This is a genomic window from Streptomyces sp. NPDC023541 (genome assembly GCF_055559995.1).
The window spans coordinates 49,748-68,300 of record NZ_JBVHJO010000014.1 but is presented as its reverse complement, the minus strand read 5'-3'; the positions used below and the strand labels follow the sequence as shown (position 1 = coordinate 68,300).

General features: G+C 69.7%; 15 protein-coding genes and 3 pseudogenes. 12 read left to right on the top strand and 6 right to left on the bottom strand.

The window, feature by feature from the left end; all coding sequences use genetic code 11:
* Positions 1-349: 349 nt before the first annotated feature.
* Positions 350-478, top strand: a pseudogene (locus tag ACZ3X1_RS28740) (IS5/IS1182 family transposase); the annotation flags it as partial.
* Between the two features lie 881 nt (positions 479-1,359).
* Here ACZ3X1_RS28740 and ACZ3X1_RS28735 read toward each other — a convergent pair.
* Together ACZ3X1_RS28735 and ACZ3X1_RS28730 are read right to left on the bottom strand one after the other, a co-directional pair.
* Complete coding sequence (locus tag ACZ3X1_RS28735) at positions 1,360-2,538, bottom strand: transposase (protein WP_467281492.1); 1,179 nt, start codon at positions 2,536-2,538, stop codon at positions 1,360-1,362.
* A gap of 6 nt (positions 2,539-2,544) precedes the next feature.
* Positions 2,545-2,972: pseudogene (locus ACZ3X1_RS28730) on the bottom strand (histidine phosphatase family protein); the annotation flags it as partial.
* A gap of 99 nt (positions 2,973-3,071) precedes the next feature.
* Here ACZ3X1_RS28730 and ACZ3X1_RS28725 point away from each other — a divergent pair.
* The 4 genes from ACZ3X1_RS28725 (at position 3,072) to ACZ3X1_RS28710 (ending at position 8,367) form a co-directional block, all read left to right on the top strand.
* Entirely contained in the window at positions 3,072-4,220 is a 1,149-nt protein-coding gene (locus ACZ3X1_RS28725) for a S1 family peptidase (protein ID WP_467281491.1), read from the top strand.
* 537 nt (positions 4,221-4,757) lie between these two features.
* Positions 4,758-6,017 carry a family 16 glycosylhydrolase gene (locus ACZ3X1_RS28720; RefSeq protein ID WP_467281490.1) on the top strand — a complete coding sequence of 420 codons (1,260 nt, stop codon included), beginning with the start codon at positions 4,758-4,760 and terminating at the stop codon, positions 6,015-6,017.
* A gap of 111 nt (positions 6,018-6,128) precedes the next feature.
* The gene (locus tag ACZ3X1_RS28715; protein WP_467281489.1) at positions 6,129-7,793 is read left to right on the top strand and encodes a beta-1,3-glucanase family protein; all 1,665 of its coding nucleotides are present in this window, start codon (positions 6,129-6,131) and stop codon (positions 7,791-7,793) included.
* 376 nt (positions 7,794-8,169) lie between these two features.
* Positions 8,170-8,367: a hypothetical protein gene (locus ACZ3X1_RS28710; RefSeq protein WP_467281488.1), complete on the top strand. Its 198-nt coding sequence runs from the start codon at positions 8,170-8,172 to the stop codon at positions 8,365-8,367.
* Here ACZ3X1_RS28710 and ACZ3X1_RS28705 read toward each other — a convergent pair.
* Positions 8,353-9,435: pseudogene (locus ACZ3X1_RS28705) on the bottom strand (IS630 family transposase). The gene ACZ3X1_RS28710 and the pseudogene ACZ3X1_RS28705 sit on opposite strands and share 15 nt — an antisense overlap.
* A gap of 937 nt (positions 9,436-10,372) precedes the next feature.
* Positions 10,373-11,314 (bottom strand): ABC-2 transporter permease, encoded by a 942-nt coding sequence (locus tag ACZ3X1_RS28700; RefSeq protein WP_467281487.1) that lies wholly within the window; start codon positions 11,312-11,314, stop codon positions 10,373-10,375.
* A gap of 202 nt (positions 11,315-11,516) precedes the next feature.
* Between ACZ3X1_RS28700 and ACZ3X1_RS28695 the strand changes: the two genes are divergently transcribed.
* The 5 genes from ACZ3X1_RS28695 (at position 11,517) to ACZ3X1_RS28675 (ending at position 14,342) form a co-directional block, all read left to right on the top strand.
* Positions 11,517-11,987, top strand: coding sequence for a MarR family winged helix-turn-helix transcriptional regulator (locus ACZ3X1_RS28695; protein WP_467281486.1), 471 nt, complete (start codon positions 11,517-11,519; stop codon positions 11,985-11,987).
* Between the two features lie 306 nt (positions 11,988-12,293).
* Positions 12,294-12,965 (top strand): hypothetical protein, encoded by a 672-nt coding sequence (locus ACZ3X1_RS28690; RefSeq protein ID WP_467281485.1) that lies wholly within the window; start codon positions 12,294-12,296, stop codon positions 12,963-12,965.
* Positions 12,962-13,183 (top strand): histidine kinase, encoded by a 222-nt coding sequence (locus ACZ3X1_RS28685; protein ID WP_467281484.1) that lies wholly within the window; start codon positions 12,962-12,964, stop codon positions 13,181-13,183. Before ACZ3X1_RS28690 ends, ACZ3X1_RS28685 begins: the two co-directional genes overlap by 4 nt.
* Positions 13,180-13,566 carry a sensor histidine kinase gene (locus ACZ3X1_RS28680; RefSeq protein WP_467281483.1) on the top strand — a complete coding sequence of 129 codons (387 nt, stop codon included), beginning with the start codon at positions 13,180-13,182 and terminating at the stop codon, positions 13,564-13,566. Before ACZ3X1_RS28685 ends, ACZ3X1_RS28680 begins: the two co-directional genes overlap by 4 nt.
* Positions 13,567-13,667: 101 nt before the next feature.
* Positions 13,668-14,342 carry a GntR family transcriptional regulator gene (locus tag ACZ3X1_RS28675; protein WP_467281482.1) on the top strand — a complete coding sequence of 225 codons (675 nt, stop codon included), beginning with the start codon at positions 13,668-13,670 and terminating at the stop codon, positions 14,340-14,342.
* Between the two features lie 351 nt (positions 14,343-14,693).
* On the opposite strand, the gene ACZ3X1_RS28670 is transcribed toward ACZ3X1_RS28675, so the two are convergent.
* Positions 14,694-15,257: a MarR family winged helix-turn-helix transcriptional regulator gene (locus tag ACZ3X1_RS28670; RefSeq protein ID WP_467281481.1), complete on the bottom strand. Its 564-nt coding sequence runs from the start codon at positions 15,255-15,257 to the stop codon at positions 14,694-14,696.
* Between the two features lie 212 nt (positions 15,258-15,469).
* Between ACZ3X1_RS28670 and ACZ3X1_RS28665 the strand changes: the two genes are divergently transcribed.
* Entirely contained in the window at positions 15,470-16,543 is a 1,074-nt protein-coding gene (locus ACZ3X1_RS28665; RefSeq protein WP_467281480.1) for an alkene reductase, read from the top strand.
* Positions 16,544-16,584: 41 nt separating this feature from the next.
* On the top strand, positions 16,585-17,523 hold the full coding sequence (locus ACZ3X1_RS28660) for an NAD-dependent epimerase/dehydratase family protein (RefSeq protein WP_467281479.1): 939 nt from the start codon (positions 16,585-16,587) through the stop codon (positions 17,521-17,523).
* 391 nt (positions 17,524-17,914) lie between these two features.
* Here ACZ3X1_RS28660 and ACZ3X1_RS28655 read toward each other — a convergent pair whose 3' ends face one another.
* On the bottom strand, positions 17,915-18,517 hold the full coding sequence (locus ACZ3X1_RS28655; protein WP_467281478.1) for a TetR/AcrR family transcriptional regulator: 603 nt from the start codon (positions 18,515-18,517) through the stop codon (positions 17,915-17,917).
* Between the last annotated feature and the right edge of the window lie 36 nt (positions 18,518-18,553).

The window sequence follows — 18,553 nt, the reverse complement described above, 5'->3', positions numbered from 1 at the left end:
GTGGACTGTCCAGTCGTTCGGGTACCACCTGCGAAACGGGCAGGGCCGGGTACGGCACCGCACGGTGGCGGTGCCGGACCGGGCCGGCCGCGCGCGTACGTGTCCGTCGTCACTGCGAGGAGCCGGAGGCCTGCGTCAAATTGCCGGCCTTCGCAGTCGTCGTCAAGGGGTCCAGGGTCAGGCACCTGCCGGACCACTGGTTGACGAAGTAGTAGCCGCTGCTCCTTGACCGCCGCCGCGTTCACCGGGACGACGTTCCGCAGCTGGCTGCCGGAGAATGGGGTTTGTACTCGTGCACAAAGCCAACCGGTTCTGGGCAACGTGCAGGTCATCATCGACGCGGACAGCCGCTTTGTCGACGACCGTGGTCGCGGACGGCGCATACCTCGGCACCGGGCTGATCGTCCCGCACCGCAGACGGGCCGGACGGCCTCTCCTGCGCGGGCAGGAGGAGGACAACGCCGAACACCGCCGGGTCGATGGCAAGGGCCCCGGCCGGCGTCACCTCGTGGAGCATCGGCGTCGGGACCGCACGGCCGTCGCGGCGGCGCACGGGGATGTTGAGGGCCGAGACATACTCATCGGCCCTCAGAGCCGCCTCCGGGGTCTCTCCTCCGTAGAAGGGGGCCAGTTCGTGGAGCTCCTCCCCGGCAGCGTTGCGCGACAGCCGCGAAGCGACTGACCAAAGCCAGAGCCCGCAAGCTCATCACCGCACTGGTCGGCCACGACTAAGGGCTGTCCCGTAATCCCCGGCGGGCGCACGACGACAGCCACGACACCTCGCCGCGTTGTCGGAACGCCCGGACACGCCCAGTATCAGCACGCTCCTCCGCCTTGCGATGCACCGCGTCTGACACCGCGCGCTGATCCACCGGGGATTACGGGACAGCCTTTAGCTTGCCGTTTAACGTCCTGCCTGAACTCGCTCAGTACGAGTTGTCGAGTTGGTCTACGAGGAATCGAAGCTCGCGAGCTCGGCGCCGAGACATGCCGTGTATCACGGCATCCAGGAACTCCCGTGCTTCGAAGGGGCTGCCGCAGCATTCCCACACACCGCAGCCGCCGTCCTCGTACTCACTCCAGAGGTTGCGGTACGGGTCCCGCACGAACCCTCGCCAAATCCTCACGGACTCGGCCGTGACGCCAGGCCGCAGGTAGTTCCGGCTCCTCTCGACCCTGGCAACTTCGGCAAGAGCGGGCGGGGATAGGCCAGCGATAGCGGGTTGATAGGTAAGCCGGTGCCGCGGCCACTGCTCGGCGCGGACACGCCCGGGCCGTCTACGCGGCATGGGCCTTTCTGTGGAACGTCATGGGGTGATCCTGCCAGAGACGGTTGCGCCGTGGCACCTGACTTGCAGCTCAGTCCGTTCGTCGCGGCTTCGTCCCCTTCTTGTGGTGTGCGGGGCCGTTGTACGGCTCGCCGGTGGCGAGGACTCGTCCGACGTCGTAGCGGTTGGCGGTCCGCCGGTTCTTCGATCTGCGTGGCCTGCCGGGGCCGGGCCGGCTGGGTTTCGGTGCACGGGCTGGCGTGCCTGTCTTCGCCCGCAGGTTCCTGAACCCGCGACGGACTCGGACAGGGGTGAGTCTGTTCGGTTCCGCCGGCCGCTCCCACGGCCGGCGGAGATCGCGCGCGAGGGGGCGGGCCAGGCGGAGCTGGGCGAGTGCGGCCAGGACGAGCCATGCCCAGCGGTCGGCGGCCTGCGAGTCCCGCACTTTGGGCCGGGTCCAGCCGAGAGTCTGCTTGAGCAGTCGGAAGGTGTGCTCCACGTCGAACCGGCGAAGGAGCGCCTGCCAGCAGCGGTCGACGTCCTGAGGATCGGCGCCGGTGCCCGACCACCACAGCCAGACGGGCTTGTTCACACCGCCGCTGGGCAGCTTCTCGACCGACAGGCGGATCACGGTGCCCTCGATGATCGGCAGCGGCCCTTCATGATCGCCCCATGCCGCCCGGCGGGTCAGCCGGGGATGCAGCCGGTCCCACGCTTGCGCCGTCGCCGTCCCATACCTGTCGGTGTCCCTGAGGGTGACCACGTCTGGATCACCCCAGGTCCCGGGTCGGCCGAAGACGAACTCGCCGCCATGCTTGGGCGGGCGGCCGCCCTGCGGCGGGCAGATCCACGGCACCGGAACGGGCTTACGCATCACCCGGTCCGAGCGGAGCCGGCCCAGAACCTCCACGGGCAGGTCGGCCAGGAGGTGGGCGATGCGGGGCGCGTCGTAACCCGCGTCCAGCACGACCAAGACCTTCGGGTCCCCGTCGCGCCACTGGCAGGCGTCCACGAGACGTTGGACGACGTCACGGACTTGGTCGGCGGTGACCGCGGCCAAGTCGGCGCCGGGCTCCAGCCGGATCGCGTCCAGCAGCGCGGTCCATGCGGTCCGGCCGGTCTCCAGCGGGGCGACGATCGAGTACAACCAAGCGATGGCCTCCAGAGTGCGGCGGTGGTCGGCCCACCGCCGCCCGCGGACCGGATCCGCCGGCATCAGCGGCTCGATCCGGTCCCCCATCGCATCAGTGATCACCAATCGGACGGACACAACTGATCAACTGACGAACACATCAAAGAGGCACGCGCTAGATGTGCACCTCGGGGGAAAACCGGTCCAGCACAGCTCGGGGGCAGATGCCGCATGTCGTTGGCGACGAGGACGGAGGCCGGCCGACCGGGCGCGTATCGGATGACCGTGAGAGCGGCGCTGCCATGGTTGAGACCAAGCCAGCGCCACTGCGGCGCATGCATGGCGTCCCGGACCAGCCAGGCGACCAGGAAGTTGTGGGTGACGACCAGTTCGCACCGGTCCTTTTCACCGTCCACCGGCCCCGTGAACATGTCCAGCGCCTGCCGGGCCAGCGCAGGTCCGTGCTCCCGCTCCTCCTCAGTGGCACCAGCGAGAAAGCGGAGGAAGAAGTCTGCGGATTCTGCCGGAAGCTCCTCTCGCACTGGCAGGTAAGGAACGTAGTCACCGGCTCGACTTGGTATGGACCTGACAAATAGTGGTCGGCTAGCGTAGCGCCCGACACTCTGTGAGAGCGCTCTCAAGCGTTCACTTCCCCCACACCAGGAGGTCTCGTGAAACACACCCCCTTACGCGCGGCCGTCGCCGCCCTGCTCTTGACCGTCGGCCTGGGCGCCGCCCATGCCGGCGTGGCGAGCGCCGTCCCGCTTCCGGAGCCCGCCGCAGCGCCGTCCGCCTCGTCCGGACTGCTCGACGCGATGCGCCGGGACCTCGGGCTCACCGCTTCCCAGGCCGAGGAACGGCTGAGCGCAGAAAAGGCCGCCGCGGCCGTGGAGAAGACCGCACGGCAGGCCGCGGGTGGTGCGTACGGCGGCTCGTGGTACGAGCCTTCCACCGGCCGGCTCGTCGTCGCGATGACCGACCGCGCGAAGGAGTCCGCGGTGCGGGCACTGGGCGCCGACACGCGCATCGTCCGGCACAGCGCAGCCGCGCTGGACCGTGCCAAAGCGCGCCTGGACACGCTGCGCGCCCCCACCGGGGTGGCCGGCTGGCACGTCGACCCGCGGACCAACAGCGTCGTCGTCACGGTCGTACGTACCGAGCGGGAAGCCCCCGCCGTACGGGCGTTCGTCGACCGGGCCAGGGCCGGCGGCTCCGTCACCGTCACCGAGACGGCGCAGGCGCCCCGTACGTACGCCGCGGGCACCGTCGGCGGCGACCCGTACTACACCGGCAACGTCCGCTGTTCGATCGGCTTCTCCGTGTACGGCGGCTTCGTGACGGCTGGGCACTGCGGGCAGGCGGGGGCCGCCGTGCGCGGCTGGGACGGGTCCGCGATGGGCACCTTCCAGGGATCCTCGTTCCCCGGCAACGACTACGCGTACGTCGGCATCCACAGCGGCTGGTGGACCGTACCGGTTGTGCTCGGCTGGGGCACCATCCCGGACCAGCTGGTACGCGGCTCCGCCGAGGCACCCGTGGGCGCCTCGATCTGCCGGTCGGGGTCCACGACGCACTGGCACTGCGGCACCGTCCTCGCCAAGAACGAGACCGTCAACTACAGCCAGGGCGCCGTCTACCAGATGACGAAGACCAGCGTCTGCGCCGAGGGAGGCGACTCCGGCGGCTCGTTCCTCAGCGGGGACCAGGCCCAGGGCGTCACCTCCGGCGGCTGGGGCAACTGCTCGTCCGGCGGCCAGACCTGGTTCCAGCCGATCAACGAAATCCTCGGCCGCTACGGCCTGACGCTGCACACCGCCTGACCCTGCACACGCCTGAGGTCGGCACAACGGCAGGTCCTTCCGGGCGCGAGCACCCGGAAGGACCTGTCGCCCGACTTCCCGTACGGGCTGGCGGCGCTGCTCGTCGACGCGTCTGTGGCGTCGCGGACCAACGCCGGTGCACCCATCGACGGGCTGCGCGGTGCCGGACACCAACGCATGAACGAGGAACCGTCGGCCGGGGCTGGGTTCGTGGCCGGGAGCACGCGGTCCGGATGCCGCGCGGAGTACCCGCGGCGGCCGTCCGGCCGACGATCACGTGAGGCTCCGATTCACACCTCTCTGCATCAAGCCAGGCTTAAGAGATCGTTAAGCCGAAGGCCACGAAAGAAAACCGCAGGTGAGGGGCGTGCGAAGAGTGACGTCTGACGTTGCCATGACGGTTACCGCTCCGTAATACTCGCTGTCTCGGGTGACATTGCGTCACGTGTGGGAGCGCTCTCATACCCCTCCTGCCGCTCTTCACGACTCGCCCAGGCCGGCCCCCCTCCTCCCCCACCCAGACAAGGAACCACGCCCATGGCTGCTGCTCATCGCGCACGTCGCCGCTCTCTCGGCGGAGTGGTGCTCCTCGTGACCACCGCCCTGGTCGCGGCGGTGCTCATGTCCTTCACCCGTTCGGTCGCCCCGCACGCCGGTGCCGCAGTTGTCGCGCAGACCTGGTCCGACGAGTTCGACGGTGCGGCCGGCCGCGCTCCTGACGCCGCCAAGTGGACGCTTGAGAGCGGCGGTTCGGGCTTCGGCAACCACGAGCTGCAGTACTACACCAACAGCACCTCGAACGCCGCGCTCGACGGCCAGGGCAACCTCGTCATCACCGCGCGGAAGAACACCGACGCCGGCCTCGGCTGCTGGTACGGGCAGTGCCAATACACCTCGGCCCGGCTGAACACCGCCAAAACCTTCACCCAGGCGTACGGCCGCTTCGAGGCCCGCATCAAAATCCCGCGCGGCCAGGGCATCTGGCCCGCCTTCTGGATGCTCGGCAACGACCTCGGCAGCGTGGGCTGGCCCAACAGCGGTGAGATCGACATCATGGAGAACATCGGCCGCGAACCCAACACCGTGCACGGTACGGTGCACGGCCCCGGCTACTCCGGAGCGGGCGGCCTCGGCGCCCCGTACAGCCTGCCCGGCGGCCGCGCCTTCGCCGACGACTTCCACGTGTTCGCCGTCGACTGGAGCCCGAACTCCCTCGTCTGGTCGGTGGACGGCACCGCGTACAAGACCCTCACGCCGGCCGACACCGGCGGCAACAAGTGGGTCTTCGACCACCCGTTCTTCGTCATCCTCAACCTGGCGGTCGGTGGGGACTGGCCCGGCAGCCCGGACGCCTCCACGTCCTTCCCGCAGACGATGACCGTCGACTATGTCCGCGCCTCCTCCGCCGGCGCCCCCGCCGCACGCCCGATCCGTGGCATCGGCGGCATGTGCGTCGACGTCGCCGGCGGCTCCGACGCCGACCGCACCCCCATCCAGCTGCACGACTGCACCGGCAGCGCGGCCCAGCAGTGGACCATCGGGGGCGACGGCACCGTCCGCGCCCTCGGCAAGTGCCTGGACGTCGCGGGCGGCTCCACCGCCGACGGCGCCGTCGTCCAGCTCTACACCTGCAACGGCACCAACGCCCAGAAGTGGACGTACACCGCCGCTCGTGACCTCACCAACACCGGTGCGGGCAAGTGCCTGGATGCCAAGGGCAACTCCTCCGCCGACGGTACCCGGTTGCAGACCTGGACCTGCACCGGCGCCGCCAACCAGAAGTGGACGGTCGGCTGACCCACCAGCCCCGCCGCCCTCCCCTCTCCCCCCGTCCCCGCATCCGACCGCTCCCCCGCCCCACCTCACGAAGAACGGACCCCCACCGTGACGGCTCGCCACCAACGAACCATGCCCCGCAGAAAACTCCTCGCCGTGACGGCGGGCCTGGCCCTGGCCGTGCCCGCCGCGGCAGCCTGGCTCGAGATGGGCGCCAACGCCTCCACCACCGCCACGCTCCCCTTGGACCTGGTGAACACCACCGGCAACAACACGGTGTACGCCTATGTGCTCGGCCGTGACCCCGCGGCCGGCGGCACCTGGGCCTTCATCCGGGCCGACGGCTCCAGCCTGTACCACCCGCCGGCTCCGGCCAACGATCAGACCCCGCTCGGGGTCGACTGTGCCATCCCGCTCAACGCGTCCGGCGCCGGAGCGCGGAGGGTGACGCTGCCGCGCCTGGACAGCGGCCGTATCTACTTCTCCGTCGGCACGAAGCTCACCTTCCTGGTGAACCGCGGCGGCGGTCTGGCCCTGCCATCGGTGAGCAACCCTTCCGACCCGAACGCGAACGTCGCTCACGACTTCTGCGAATTCACTTTCAACAGCGACCAGTTGTACGCCAACATCACCTTCGTCGACATGGTCTCGCTGCCAATCGCCTTCCAACTGGAGACCGGGCAGGGCACCCAGACGGTGCGCGGGCTGCCCGCCGACGGACTGTCCCGGGTCGCCGCCGCGCTGCGGGCCCAGTCCGCCGCCGACGGCAGCGACTGGAACCGGCTGATCGTCACCGCGGGCGGCCGCGACGTGCGCGTACTCAGCCCCAACCTGGCAATCCGCGGCAACAGTGCCTTGTTCCGTGGATACTTCGACGGCTACGTGGACGAGGTGTGGAACAGGTACCGTTCCACCGACCTGCGCATCGACACCCAGTTCACCTGGGGAACCGTCACCGGCCGGGTGAACGGCGACGCCCTCGTCTTCCCCGGAGTCGGCAGCTTCGCCAAGCCGTCCACCCTTTCGATCTTCTCCTGCAGCGACGCGCCCTTCACCACGGGCAACGACCTGATGGGCAATCTCAGCGCACGGCTCGCCGCCGCCTTCAACCGCACCACCCTGCTGGACAACCCCCACCAGCCGACCGCCGAGAACCCCACTGCCTTCTACACCCGGCCGCGCACCAACCACTACGCCCGCATCCTGCACAACACCACCCCCGACCATCTCGGGTACGCCTTCCCGTACGACGACGTTCACCCGGCCGGAGTCGACTTCGAGGGCAAGGTGCAGTCCGGCACCCCCGGCCGCTGGACCATCACGGTCGGCGGTCTGGCCGGCGGCGGCACACCAGCCCCCACGCCGACCGCCACCGCCTCGGGCGGCGGGGTCAGCGCCTTCACGACCATCCAGGCCGAGGCATTCAACGCCCAGTCCGGAGCACAGGTCGAGGCCTGCTCCGACGGTGGCGGCGGATCCGCCGTCGGCCATCTGTCCGACGGCGACTGGCTCAAGTTCTCGGCCGTGGCCTTCGGCTCCACCGGCGCCACCCGCTTCGACGCCCGAGTCGCTTCCGGGGCCGCCGGTGGAGTCAGCGGCCTGGTCCAGGTCCGCCTCGACAGCCCCACAGCCACCCCGGTCGGCGGCTTCGCCGTCGCCAACACCGGCGGCTGGCAGGCCTGGCGCACCGTCCCCGCCGACATCCGCCGCACCACCGGAACCCACGACGTCTATCTGACCTTCGACAGCGGCCAGTCCTCCGACTTCGTCAACGTCAACTGGTTCTCCTTCGCATAAGGCCTGTTGTGAAAGTGGCGTCGTCAGCCGCCGTTGAAGACGAGATACCGGTGAGCCTTGCGCTCGACTTGAGCAGTCAGAGCAAGGATCTTGTGCACTGCCTCGGCTTCTTGAGGCCTCTGAGCTGCGACCGGTTGAACACTGTGTCGTCGCATGGATCGACGTAGCCGAGCAGGGGCAGGTCTTGGCTCGCCGAGCCGCCGCACTGGACTGCGAGCACGTCCCCACATCCGGTCGTCGTCCTGGTCGACGCGGTCGCCCACATCGACCCCGCCCCGGCCAAGGCGGCGCTGCGCATGATGCTCGGGCCCAGGCCGAGGGCCTGCAGCTGACGGGTGAGAGCGGTCCGCCCGGCCACCCCGGTGCGCTCTTCGGCATGGCCGCGCTGACCGCGCGGGCCGGTGGACGATGCGCGGTCCCGGTCGCGGAGGCGGCCCGGCACGGGCACGCCGACGCCGAGCGGCTGCTGGCCGGGACGGTCGGCCTCAGGATCAGCGGCACGTGGACGATGCCGGACCCGGAGTTCTTCGACGAGGTCCGGATCGGGATGGGCAAGCCGCTACTGACCTGGTAGGCGTGGTGTCGTCAGTGTGAGGCCGGTTCCGCTGAGGCATCCGTCGAGGACGTCGCTGCGGTACTGGATCTGGCGGAGGCTGTGTCGTAGCCGGCGGATGAGGTGGTCCGGGTCGGTGAAGGCGGTGTTGGCCTGGCTGGTGCGGCGGAGGATTGACCAGATGCCTTCCACCGGGTTGAGGTCGGGTGCATAGGGCGGCAGATGGTAGACGGTGAGCCAGTCGTGTGCGTCGATGAAGGCCCCGCATCCGACGGTCCTTGTGGACGTTCAAGCTGTCCCAGATGAGGACGATGGGAGCGCCGAGTTGCTGGTGGGCTGCGATGAGGAGGTCGCGGTACTCGGTCCAGGCGAAGCTCTTGCGGCCTCCGCTCTTGTGATCTGTATGGCGTTTGGGTCGGTAGATCAGGCGGGAGCGTTCGCCAGCTTTGTAGCAGCACAGGGCTGCGATGGAGAAGCGGCGCTGGGAGCGTCCGCGGACCCGGATGACCGGTGTTGTTCCACGTCGGGCCCAGGTGCGTGAGGTCGGCGGCGTCATCGAGAATCCGGCCTTCGTCTTCGTAGACGATCCAGGCTCCGAGCGCCGCCGCGGTGGTTCCAGGCGCGGCCACACCTCTTTCACCCCGCCGGCCACCGCCGCCTCGTCCCGCTCGACGGCACGACGGGCCGGAACCTGATGGCTCCAGCCGTGCCTTCGCAGCATCTGGGAGATCCCCGACAACGTCACGGACTTGTGGAACCGCCGGCCGATCAGTGTGCTCCTGGCCGGCGTCCAGCGCTGATCGGGCCAGCCATGAGCAACCGGGCCCTTGGCCAACTCCTCCTCAAGCACGGCGAACAGTCACTCGTTCAGCTTCGGACGGGACGCCGGGCCCTGAGAACGAACCCCGTCCTGGCCGGCCTCCAGCCAGGCCCGCCGCCACCGCTGAACCGATCGGACGCTGACCCGTAACTCCTTCGCGATCTCCGTACTGCCCCGCCCAGCGGCGAACATCCCGACCGCTTCCATCCGGACCCGCTCACGGAACGCTTGCCTCTCCGCGGTCAGACCCCATCCTGCGGATACCTCACACCTCTGGCATACCGCGACGATCACGTCGTATGCCAAGGCCGGTTGGCGGTGGCCGATAGATCACGCCTCGTTTTTCCTGCGGCACGAAAAGTGCTCGGGCAGCCCTTCGGGGCCTGGAAGGCTTGCGGGCTGACCGCAGCCGAAGCGGCAGAGCGGTATCGCTTGACCCGACGCGTCGAGCGGAACCCTGGCGGCCTCGGTTTCCTTGGGGCGGGTCTCAAGAATCATCGCGCGGCTGCCGCGTCTCTGCTTCGGTTCAGCCCGCACATCCGAAGACGGACGGTCCTCGGTGCATTGGTCGCGCCGGTCCCCCTGTCGTACGGGTGGCTGGCGCTCCTTTCGTCCAGGGCGGTCCCGTTCGCCTCGAGGTACTGCTGCCACTGCTGTGCGGGGAGCCAACCGTGGTGGCCGCCCCGTGGGAACGGGAGCCGTTCACCGGCCGCAGCTTCCACGATGAACCGGGTGAGGGTCAGGGCGCCTTCCCCTGTGTAGGTGCTCGACTGATGGCCTGGCACGAGGACGCGGTGCCAGCCCCCGCAGTACCCGGCGTCGGTGGGGTTCTCCGGGTCGTAGGGCTTCTCCGGGCACCGAGTGAGCGCGCCGCTTTGGTTGCACTTGCCCTCCTCCAGGACGAAGTTGCCGTCCTGGACCGCGATGGGGTTCCGTTGCACACGGATGACGGAGGCCGGCAGGTTCGGTGTGCGGACGTGTGGGACGGTGCCCGCCCCACACCTGCGGCGGGACGTCCATTCCTTGGGGTTCCAGCAGTCGCGGATCTGGTCGATGTCGCTGTACCACTCCAGCCAGCTGCCCCAGGGGTCGGGGATGTAGTGGAAGTGGTTGCAGCCGACGGTGTGGCGTCCCAGGCCCCAGCCTCGCGACCAGCCGTTGTCGAGCAGGCGCGCGAGGCCGGCGAGGTCAGGCGGCAGGGATCCCTCAGGCGGTGCGCAGCCGGGCCTTGCGGGCGCTGCGGGTATCGCGCAGGTAGAGCCGGGCCACGCAGGCGATGATCCACGCGGCCAGCACGGCGAGGCCGGACCACAGGCCGTCAGCGTGGAAGTAGGACATCCCCTGGAGAGCGCGTACCCCTGCGCCGACGGGCAGCGCGCCGGACAGCGGATGCAGCCAGTCGGGCAGGTAGAAGGGGGGCATGACACCGCCGCTGGTGGCGTTGCCGAAGATCAGCAGGATCACCGAGGCGATGGCGGCGCCCGCGGATCCGGTCCATTTCACGATCGCCATGGTCGCGCCGCCCGCCGCCATGGCCATCAGAGCGGTGACCGCAGCGGTGCCGGCGAAGGAGCCGGGGAGGGCGCCGAAACCGGTGTCGCCGGCGAGGAGGGCGACGATGATGCCGCCGAGGGCGCCGAAGAGGGTCAGGCTGGCGATGCGCTGGCGAAAGCGCAGAACGGGCGCGGCCTGGTAGGTCATCATGCCGAAGAGGTAGCCGGCCAGGACCAGGCCGAAGGCGGCGTAGAAGACCGACAGGCCGCGGGTGTCGCCGGCGGACACCGGAAGAATGTCCGCGCCGGCCGGGGGCGGGCCGTCCTGCGCTGCGGCTTGGGCGAAGGCAGCGGACAGGGTGCCGGTCACGGAGGGGCCATTGGCGCCCGCGTAGAGCAGCTTGCCGCTGCCCTGGCCGTGGTCGGGGACGTAGGCGGCGTAGGCCTCGCGGTGCGCGACCGCCTCGCGGGCTGCGGCTTCGTCGCCGTAGGGCCTGACCTCGAAGCCGCCGGGCAGGACCCGCTCCAGGTCGGCTTCCAGGCGGTGCGCCTCGGCGGCGCTGCCTACGGCCGCGACGGGGAGGTCATGCGGGCGGGGAGCGTGGAAGGCCGCGAGGTAGACGCTCACGAAGATCGTCCCGATGGCGAGCACCACGGCGACGGGCAGCAGAACGCCCTTCAGCCGGAGCGAGGATGCGGTTCAGGGGCGGGGTCGGGTATGTCCCCGTGGGCGGTCGGCAGGACGTCGGCGATCGGGAGGTAGGTGGGGGCTGGCATGAGGAAGGACCGTCCACAACTTGTAAGGTGCCTGATAACCGAAGCAGTAAAACATAAGTTGCCTTACAAGTGGGGTCCATGTGAACGAGCAGCCCATCCACACCGGCTATCTGGCCTGGCACTTCGCCCAGGCCATGGCCACCCGCCTGGAGAGAGAACTGCGCGCTGTCGAGCTGAACCTCGCGCAGTACAACGCCCTCCAGCGGGCCGAGCGCCAGCCGGGGATCTCCAGCGCCGACGCCGCCCGTCACGCCGGCATCACCGCCCAGTCCATGGGCTCTGCCGTGGCCAGCCTCACCGACCGCGGACTGCTCACGCGCTCGCCCCACCCCACCAACCGCCGCATCCTGTGCCTGCACAGCACTCCCGACGGCTCCCGCCTCCTGGAGCAGGCACGAGATGTGGTCCGCCGGGTCAATGAAGAGGCACTGGCGGTTTTGGAGCCCCAGGAGCAGGCCTCGGTGCATCACCTCCTCCACCGTCTGGTCGCCCATCTCAACCCCGGCGCCCTGCCCCCCACCGCCGGTCCCACGGCAACGCCCGACCCGTGAGACCAGCCGCCGCACCCGCCGGCGGCATCCGCGCGGGGGACTGAAGCGCTGCCCCGGCGCACGCGCGAGGGCGGCCCGGTTCTCGTCATACTTCAGAGCTACGCAGCAGAGCAGCTCTGCAGGGTGATGCCGACCACGGCCGCTTATCCCTAACGTCGGTTGAGACGCCCTCCCGACACCTCAGACCATGGACGCCACTCCCGGCCTGCCACCGCCGTACCCGGTGACGGCCGGCCTCACTCGATACAGGTGAACGTGAACGACGAGCCACCCGCAGACCGGCTCCGAAAAGTGAACGCCCTCCGAATGGGTGCGATCTCCTTGCTGCAGGATCTGCTGACGCTCAGGTCCGACCCGCTGCCGCCCCTGCGTCGACCCCGTCGGCTCCGCCGTCTGCCCCACGCATGCGTTGCCGCGGCCGCCGCCGTCGTGGTGATCGCCACCAGCGATCAGCTCGGCCACCGCAACCAGCTCGGCCTGGGCTACGGCATCCTCCTCGCACTGCTCCAGGGCGGCGCGCTCCTGCTCGCTCTCGCCCACCCCGCCCCCGCCTGGTGGCTGTCCCTGACAGGGGCCGGCATCGCCGCCGCGGCCAGCACTCCCCGTCTCCTCGAAAACACACCCTGGCCCTGGACCATCCCAGGCTTGTGCGCACATGCCGCGGTCCTGCTGCTGCTGTCCCTGCGCGTCCGCGCCCCCGCCGCGTGCGCGGCCCTCGCCGCCTCCGTCCTCCTTCCCTTCCTGATCGAACTCGCTGCGGCCGTCGGCCGACACCAGGGCACCACCTTCCTGACCTTGGTGCTGTTCTCGCTCGCTGTCGCTCTCGGTACACCCTGCGCGGCCGGCGCGCAGCCCATGCGCAGCTGGCCGAGCAGGCGGCGCTGGCCACCGTGGAACGGGCACAGCGCACCCTGCTGGAAGAACGCGGGCGCATCGCCCGCGAGCTGCACGACGTCGTCGCCCACCACATGTCGGTGATCTCCATCCAGGCCCAGGTCGCACCCCACCTCACCGAAAATCCGACCGCGCTGGCCGAGAACCTGGCGGGCATCCGGCAGAACGCACTGGGCGCCCTGACCGAACTGCGCCGCATGCTCGAGTCCTACGCTCCGACGACACCGAAAACCCCCACGGCCCTCAGCCCACCCTCGACGACCTCGACGCGCTGGTGGCCAACGTTCGCGGGGCCGGCTTGAACGTAACCACCGAAATCACGGGCCGCCCTGTCCGGCTCCTCGACCCCGGCGCGCAGCTGGCCCTCTACCGCATCACGCAAGGGGCCCCCAGCAACTGCCTGCGCCACGCCCCAGGCGCCCACGTCCACCTGCGCCTCATCCACACCGACGACGCCCTCGAACTCGACATCACCAACACCGCCTCCACCACACCCGCTCCGCCCTCCCCCGGATCCGGACATGGACTCCTGGGCATGCGCGAGCGCACCACCATGCTCGGCGGCCACCTCACCGCCGGGCCCGATGACACCGGCGGCTACCGCGTCAGCGCGCACATCCCGCTCAGTGAGCGCCTCGCCGCCCACCGCGATGACGCCATGCATACGGAGAAGAGCAGCGCATAACACCGATTGGCGCGTGGCGTCGCCCGCCCTGCCCAGGCAGCCGCTCGAGGAACCGCGGCTGTTGCCGAAACGACCGGACCGACACCAAGAACGAGGACACCGTGCCCCAAGATGCCCGCACACCGCTCGACGCCCGCTACGGCACCGACGATCCCCACGCACTGCGCGAACGCGTTCACGAGACCCTGCTCGCGGAGATCACCAGCGGTGGGCTGCCGCCGGGCACACTGCTCGGCGAAGGGGACACTGCCCGGCGGCTGGATGTCCCCCAGGTTCGCGTGCGGGAAGCCCTGCTGACTCTGGCCTCACAGAGGTTGATCGAATACAGCGGCCCCGACAGTGCACGCGTGACCCACACCAGCACCGCCGCAGCCCGGCACACCGCGACCGTCCTGCACGGCCTCTACCGCACCGCCCTCCTCACCGCCCCCTGGCCCCTCACCGACGACCGCGTCCAAGCCGTGCGCAACTGCGCCGCAGCACACGCCCGCGCCGCGTCCGCAGGCGATGGCGCCGAAGCCCTCGCCTGCGAACTGGCCCTGTGGGACACCATCCTCCACACCTGCGCCAACCCGCCGCTCCATGACGCCGTCAACCACCTCAAACCCGTATGGCAACGAGCCCACCGCATCCACCTGTCCCCATCAGGTGTCGCGGACGCCGAGTGGAGCCCCTTCCTGACCGCCTGCGCCATCGGCGACCGCAAGCGAGCCCTCCACCACCTCGACCACCACTGGCAGAACATCGACCACCGCCTCACCCACCCCGCCACCTGAGACATCAGGAACCAGCAGACGCCAGACGTTCACGCGCCACACCGAGCCGATCACGGCAAAGCGGTCAACGACGTGGCGGCGCTGCCTCCCCCACCAGCTGAGGAGCAACGAACACCACGTCCAGGACGTCACCGCTCCCCTACGCCGCAGCGAGCCGCACTACGGGCCGGAAAACCCGAGGCCGACGGCCGGCCGATGTGGCCGCCGGGCCGTCTCCGGACTCAGCGGGACCGTAGACCCGGCCAGCGTGACGCCGGCCCCGGTGCGACAACGCCGCCGACACGGACACAGGACCGGGCTGTCGGAACGCAGGTCGAGGCATCGGCCGCCGCTTCGCACCCTGGGCGCCGGCTACACGCAACCGGCCTGGCCCTCGGGTGGCGCTGTCTGGGCGCCGGGTTGCTGTCGCGCATGCCGGGTCGCGGCGAGGGCCAGGCTCGCCTCGATCTGCTCCAGAATCTGGACAGCCTCGGCCTGCCGCTCCTTGGGCAGCTGTCCAGCCGTGCATTCCTCCAGCTCCGCCCAGACCTCGTCGACCCGGTGGCGCAGGGCGAGGCTGGCCTCGGTGGGCTCGATGATCGTCGCCCGCTTGTCGGTGGGGCTGGGGCGGCGGCGAACGAAGCCGGCGTGTTCGAGCCGCTTGACGGTGCGGGTCATGGTGGCCGCGTCGGAGCCGAGCAGCCGGACCAGGTCGATCTGACGCTGCGGTCCGAGGTCCCACAGCTGCATCATCACCAGTTCCTGGCCGGGGTGGAGGCCGACCCGGCGCAGGAGCTGCCCGGCGAGCATGCGGTGCAGGCGGGCCACCCGGATGATCGCGTTCGCCATCGGCCCGGCCTGGACCGAGGGCGGCAGCGGCATGCGAGCCGCCTCGGCAGCGTCGGGCCGGGAAGCCTCGGAGTCTGGGCCGATCATGTGATGCTGCGCTCCTTCATGTAACTGCTCGAACATCTATATCCGAGTCTATCGCTCCAAACCGGCCTAGCGGAACGCCGTTTTAGGACGAAATCCTCCCTCTTGAGTCGACTGGCACGAGGCAGGAATGTCCAGGCGGCTTTAATTGTTCGAGCAGGTAACCTGAGAATGTCAGCGGCCCTGCTGGGCCCGCACGAACGAGGAACGACGACATGAACAAGGCTTTTGCCTCCTATGACCTGGCCGGCACGCGTCTGGCCAACCGCATCGTGATGGCGCCGATGACCCGCAGCCGTGCCTACGGGCCCGGCCAGTCAGCCACTGATTTGATGGCCACCTACTACGGTCAGCGCGCCGGAGCCGGCCTGATCGTCACCGAGGGCACCCAGCCGTCCGCGGTCGGTCAGGGCTACCCGAACACCCCCGGTATCCACTCCGGCGCGCAGATCGAGGCGTGGAAGAAGGTCACCGGCGCCGTCCACGAGCGCGGCGGGGTGATCTTCCTGCAGCTGATGCACACCGGGCGGGTCGGCCACCCGAGCCTGATGGGCCTGACCCCGGTCGGACCCTCTGCGGTCAAAGCCGCCGGCCAGGTCTACACGAACGAGGGCCCGCAGGACTTCGTCACCCCGCACGCGCTGACCGAGGCGGAGATCGCCCAGACCATCGCCGATTACGCCACCGCGGCGCGCAACGCGGTCGAGGCCGGTTTCGACGGCGTGGAACTGCACGGCGCCAACGGCTACCTGATCCACCAGTTCCTCGCCCCGAACTCCAACACGCGAACCGATGGATGGGGCGGCTCCCCGGAGCGCCGCATCCGGTTCGCGGTGGAGACGGCGAAGGCCGTCGCCGAGGCGATCGGTCCGGAACGGGTGGGCTTCCGCATGTCGCCAGGCAACCCCTTCAACGACATCTCCGAAGCCGACCAGGACGACATGGAGCTCACCTACGCCGCTCTCGTCGACGCCCTGGCCCCACTGAACCTCGCCTACCTGCACCAGATGGAGTCCGCCGGGGCCCGCGGGCTGACGCTTCGGCTGCGCCGCCAGTGGCCGGGCACCTTCATCCTCAACCCGTTCACCGGCACCGAGCCCACCGGCCCCCAGGAGCTGGACCTGATCCAGGACGGCACCGCCGACCTGATCGCCTACGGCGCCCTGTTCCTGGCCAACCCCGACCTGCCCGAACGCCTCGAACGCGGCGGCCCCTTCAACACCCCCGACCGGGCCACCACCTACGGCGGCGACGAGCACGGCTACACCGACTACCCCGCCCTGCCCTGACCCGACACACGCAACCGGCACAACGAACGAAGGCACCCGCCATGAACGCTGGCCCCTACAGCCCGGCAGCACCGAAGCAGCCCAAAGCGCGGCTGAACGGCACCGTCGACCGCACGACCACGATTAACACCCCCTCCGTCGAGCAGCTGGATCTCTCATCCAAGCGCGTGCTCGTCGTCGGCGGGACAGGCGGCCTGGGCCGGGCCGTGGCCCAGCAGGCTCTGGCCCTCGGCGCCGAGGTGACCGTGGTCGGGCGGACCTTCCGCGACTACACCACGGACCGGCTCACCTTCGTCCAGGCGGACCTGTCCTCGATGCGCGAGGCAGTCCGTCTGGGCAAGGAGCTTCCCGCGGAAACCTATGACACCGCCTTCTTCTCACTGGGGATCATGGCCGCCAAGACCCGGGAGGAAACCGCCGAAGGCATCGAGCGGGACCTGGCCGTCAGCTACCTCAGCCGCCTCGCGGTCCTGCAGGGCCTCAGCCCCCGGCTGGGCGCCGCCCGCCCGGTCAGCGCCCGCCAACCTCGGGTGTTCATCATGGGAGCACCGGGGGCCGGCAACGTCGGCCGGCTCGAGGACCTGAACTCCGAGCACGGCTACAAACCGATGGCCGCGCACATGAACACCGTCGCCGGCAACGAGATCCTCGTACTCGCGGGCCACCGCAGACTCCCCGGGCCGGCGTACTTCGGCCTGAACCCGGGATTGATCAAGACCGACATCCGCTCCAACTACCTGGGGGAGGGCAGCCTCCTGCACCGTCTGGCCGAAGCCGTCGTCGGGCTGGCCGGACCCTCCCCAGAGACCTACGCGGCCAGAATCGTCCCCCTGCTGTTCACCGACGACCTCAACGGCCGCAACGCCCTGATGTTCAACAACAAGGCCCAGGTGCTCCTGCCCAGCGCCGGACTCGGCACGGACTACAACGACCGCTTCCTGGACGCGTCCGAAGCACTCCTGCGCCGCGCCGCCGGCTGATCCCAGGAGGCGGAGACGACCCCTTCACGGAACCGGCCGCCGGCCTCCGGTCAAGCTCGGGCTCCCTCGGCACCGGGCGGAGCATCACGGGGCTGCACGCGGGAGGAGGCCGCGTGACCGTCCTGGTACCGGCTCCCGCCGCGGCCGTGCCGCGCGCCACTGGTCTGCCTGAGCTCCAGTGCAGGGTGAGTCCGGCGGTGACGGCGTCGAGGTCCTGTCGTAGGAAGCCGGCGAAACCGCTTACAGGCGCCGAGGTCATCTGCCGTGACCGGGCCTCGTAATGACTCTCCGGACGCTTCGCGGAGCGGCCGAGCCGCCTGTCTGCTCCGCCCATACGGGTGGGCGGGCGGGTGTCGCGCCGCCCGCCACTCCGTGTCCGTACCGGGGCCGTCTACGGCTCTTCGGCGCTGAGGAGGAGCAGTGTGTGGGGCCAGAGCGTGTCGAGGATCGCGGGATCGTTCTTGAGTTTGGCGAAGAGGACCAGCCCCTCCAGATGGGCGATCACTGCGCGTGCGACCGACTGTTCGGCGTGCTCGCGAGGGATGTCTCCTTCGTCCGCGGCCTGGCCGAGCACGTCGCCGATCAGCGCGGTCTGCTCGTCGAAGATCTCTTCCAGCCTGGCTCGAACGTCAGGTTCCTGGGTGCTGAGTTCGAGAGTGAGGTTCCCGAGCAGGCAGCCGTCGACCGTGCCGCAGGTTTCCTTCCTGTGCCGCTGGACCTGTGCCATGCCCTCCAGCAGCCGGCGGAGCCGGACCAGCGCGGGGTTCGGGCCGTCCAGCGCGGCGGTCCAGGCGCCGCGCTGGCCTTCCCAGTAAGCGTTGACCGCCTGGAGGGTGAGGTCCTGTTTCGAGGTGAAGAAGTGGTAGAAGCTGCCCTTCCTGACGTCTGCCGCGGCGCAGATCTCCGCCACTCCCAAGCTGCTGTACCCCCGGTGCTGCATGAGTTCGCCGGTGGCGTCGAGGAGCCGCTCGCGAGCGGTGCTGGTGCGTCCCATGGCGGCAAGTATACGGTCGGTCAACTAATTCGAAGG

Bases quoted from the DNA above. Each gene is read 5' to 3' on its own strand.
- ACZ3X1_RS28670 (WP_467281481.1), bottom strand. From the start codon at position 15,257: ATGATCGGCCCAGACTCCGAGGCTTCCCGGCCCGACGCTGCCGAGGCG.
- ACZ3X1_RS28715 (WP_467281489.1), top strand. From the start codon at position 6,129: ATGCCCCGCAGAAAACTCCTCGCCGTGACGGCGGGCCTGGCCCTGGCC.
- ACZ3X1_RS28720 (WP_467281490.1), top strand. From the start codon at position 4,758: ATGGCTGCTGCTCATCGCGCACGTCGCCGCTCTCTCGGCGGAGTGGTG.
- ACZ3X1_RS28690 (WP_467281485.1), top strand. From the start codon at position 12,294: ATGGGTGCGATCTCCTTGCTGCAGGATCTGCTGACGCTCAGGTCCGAC.
- ACZ3X1_RS28665 (WP_467281480.1), top strand. From the start codon at position 15,470: ATGAACAAGGCTTTTGCCTCCTATGACCTGGCCGGCACGCGTCTGGCC.
- ACZ3X1_RS28660 (WP_467281479.1), top strand. From the start codon at position 16,585: ATGAACGCTGGCCCCTACAGCCCGGCAGCACCGAAGCAGCCCAAAGCG.
- ACZ3X1_RS28655 (WP_467281478.1), bottom strand. From the start codon at position 18,517: ATGGGACGCACCAGCACCGCTCGCGAGCGGCTCCTCGACGCCACCGGC.
- ACZ3X1_RS28710 (WP_467281488.1), top strand. From the start codon at position 8,170: ATGGCCGCGCTGACCGCGCGGGCCGGTGGACGATGCGCGGTCCCGGTC.